Origin of the sequence: Shewanella sp. 11B5, from assembly GCF_002836795.1 — a bacterium.
In the GTDB taxonomy this organism is placed as follows: domain Bacteria; phylum Pseudomonadota; class Gammaproteobacteria; order Enterobacterales; family Shewanellaceae; genus Shewanella; species Shewanella frigidimarina.
Genome location: NZ_PJAP01000975.1, coordinates 1 through 2,864 on the forward strand (window position 1 = coordinate 1; position 2,864 = coordinate 2,864).

The 2,864-nt window shown below is 38.9% G+C and carries 4 protein-coding genes and 1 pseudogene; 3 read left to right on the top strand and 2 right to left on the bottom strand.

Going from position 1 to position 2,864, the window contains the following annotated elements; all coding sequences use genetic code 11:
• Both CXF78_RS21685 and CXF78_RS19055 read left to right on the top strand, forming a co-directional pair.
• Positions 1-225, top strand: a pseudogene (locus CXF78_RS21685) (hypothetical protein); the annotation flags it as partial.
• A gap of 2 nt (positions 226-227) precedes the next feature.
• Positions 228-737, top strand: a complete 510-nt coding sequence (locus CXF78_RS19055; protein WP_102037642.1) for a hypothetical protein — start codon at positions 228-230, stop codon at positions 735-737.
• A 360-nt stretch (positions 738-1,097) separates the two neighbouring features.
• Here the strand turns inward: CXF78_RS19055 and CXF78_RS19060 are convergent, their stop codons facing one another.
• Positions 1,098-1,499 (bottom strand): hypothetical protein, encoded by a 402-nt coding sequence (locus tag CXF78_RS19060; protein ID WP_041413238.1) that lies wholly within the window; start codon positions 1,497-1,499, stop codon positions 1,098-1,100.
• 319 nt (positions 1,500-1,818) lie between these two features.
• On the opposite strand from CXF78_RS19060, the gene CXF78_RS19065 reads away from it, so the two are divergent.
• Positions 1,819-2,307, top strand: a complete 489-nt coding sequence (locus CXF78_RS19065; RefSeq protein ID WP_011639070.1) for a TIGR00645 family protein — start codon at positions 1,819-1,821, stop codon at positions 2,305-2,307.
• Positions 2,308-2,351: 44 nt separating this feature from the next.
• Here CXF78_RS19065 and CXF78_RS21565 read toward each other — a convergent pair.
• On the bottom strand, positions 2,352-2,864 hold a 513-nt coding region (locus CXF78_RS21565), incomplete at its 5' end, for a hypothetical protein (protein ID WP_102037643.1).

Below are 2,864 nucleotides of genomic sequence, written 5' to 3' on the forward strand. Positions count from 1 at the left end.
AAAAAAGTGCTTGTTAAGTTTGGAAGAAAGTCACTCAAACATTGGTTTAGCCATGCATCAACTAACGACTTAATGCGTATTCAAATTTACGACATAGTTCGTAATCAGCTATCAATTAGTTTTTTGAGCGTATTAAAAATGCATGCTAACGGCGTCGCGAAGACGGATACTCCCCACTTTGGAATACTGGCTCTTCATGGTAATAATAAGATTGTATGGGGTTAAAAATGAAGGCTAAAACTTTATTCATTGGTATTGTGACACTTACTGTAGTTTATGCCATTGGTGCTAGTTACACATTATCGAACAGGAAGATTGAAGATGTCATTCTATGCGGTGCCGGTGAAGATGGTCTGTATATTCCTCATGCAGTTTGTCATACTTTTTTAATGAATTTTAGACTAATGAATTCTGACATCAAAGAGTTAGAATCGAGAGGAGGCATCGCAACCCTATTTGGGATTAGGAATGAAGATAAAAAGTACCTCTACTTAGACAGTTTTATTGAAAATGGGGCTTCGGTGAACGCACCGAGTACGATTAGTCGTCTACCACCACTTCATGCAGCGTTATTGCTTAATGATAGTAAACTAGTCAATTTTTTGATCCTTCGCGGCGCAGACCCTAAACAAAAAAATACCCAGTTCGACATGAATGCATATGACTTTGTTATTCATTTACAAGCGAAGAAACCTTCGATAGATCGAAGTGACATTTTGAAAGCTCTCTCTCACTAAAGCAACAACTTATAACCAGTGCACATACGAGTGAGGTCGGAATCAAATTTAAAAAATGACTATAAATACGATGAACTTAGTACACTCTACCAATACCCAAAAGCCTCGATACCATTAAATATCAAAGCTTTTTCATATTTAAATTTCAGGTTATTAATCCTAAATCAGCTTAGTCATTCAAGCTAGTCATATATATAACGCAGGATAAATCATGTTAGGACAAGGTAATTTTCTACGACGTTTAGCTTGATAAAAAGAGCGCTAAAGCAATAGAGTTATCACCGATGCAGGCTAGATAAAAAGTAGACTCATCCCCACTTAATCTCTCAATTAATCACTGATAACAATGACGTTAAATGACTAACGTACCCATCGCATCAGCTCATTCGCATCTATTACCGCAAGCTGTCTTTCAGTTAGGCTTCCAGCTGAGTCAAAGAGGAATAGTTCAGTTACGCGTGCGTTATGCTTGGCGATAAACGCATCGCCCTCCGGCGTTGCTGTTCTAGCAAGCAGAAAGTACACGTTATCACCAAGATGAGACCGAGCTTCATTCATCTGCTCTGTTTGGGTGATACTTGAAACAAGGTTAGGATCATAGACAAATACTACCGCAGGTTTGCCCGTACCAATTTGTTCAAGATTAGACGTAAACCCCTTGGGCATCAGCATTAGCAACAGCCCAAACAGCAATACTATGGATGCTATGACACTTATCGCAACCCAAGGCATTTTACGAGGCGCGTTGGTAGGTTTATCCATAATGATAGATCTCTCTTTTAAGTGTTGAAATACGTACCCAAGCAAAACAGTATAATCAATAAACCTGAGGCTTAGATTAAAAACGTCTGGGATGAATAGACAATAGATGATTTAGACGGCAATAACGTTTACTCTGCCCTCACTAAATATCGACCACTAAGAACATAATGCAATACACTGTGCATTATGCAAAGTGTACAGGCAACACATCATCACGTGTGCCACTGCATGTCGGCGCGGTTAACGTTCATTTTGTTATTGTTTTAGAATGAGTGACTTGAGTTATTTCTACGTATTTTATCTGAAGGATTAATTTTTAATGGAAAAAGTGTTTGAAAGATTGATGTATGCATCGCGCTGGATCATGGCGCCGATTTATCTGGGATTAAGCCTAATCTTATTCGCTTTAGGCATAAAGTTCTTTCAAGAGATCTTTCATATTATCCCCAATATTTTCTCGATAAAAGAAGTTGATTTGGTGCTAATCACCCTATCGTTAATCGACATCACTTTAGTCGGTGGTCTACTCATCATGGTGATGTTTTCAGGTTACGAAAACTTCGTATCACAGCTTGATGTGGGCGAAAACAGCGAGAAACTCAACTGGCTTGGCAAGATGGACGCAGGCTCCCTTAAAAACAAGGTCGCCGCCTCTATTGTGGCGATTTCGTCTATTCACCTACTTAAAGTCTTTATGAATGCCGAAAATATAGCTAACGACAAAATCATGTGGTATTTGCTCATCCACATCACTTTTGTGTTATCAGCCTTCGCCATGGGATATTTGGATAAGATTACTAGGAAGTAATAGCAGAATTAAAAATAAGCCCCTATCAAATGGGGCTAGTTTTACTACCATTGCTTTAACAAGGTAAAAGATGCTTCTGAAGATAGACGCGTAAGAATGAAGTAATCTACTGAATGGTAGCTCCCACCTTCGACGGTATTACTGGTGCTCAAAAGCATATCCTCAATACCATCACCATTATAGTCACCTTTAGCTCTTATATTAAGCCTTTGCGATCCTCCTGAATTATCAACAAAAATTGCGCTAGTTTCATCGATGGCTTCAACCTTCACGATGTGACTCATTTCATCCCAATTTGTGGCTACAACCAGACGACGCTCATCATCCTTCGAGATAATTAGAGCTAATTGCGGCGGAACACGTTTGGCAAAGTTTTTGTCCAAATTAACAACACTAAAGTAGCTTTGATGCGACGGCTTAAACAGGGATAATTCTTGCCATGACTTACATATTTTATAATCTATTATAACGGCCCCATAATCCGCAGACTGCAAAGCTTCATACCCTAAATCTATACTCGCAACTAAATCTGCGCAGGTATTAACCGTTAACTTCTT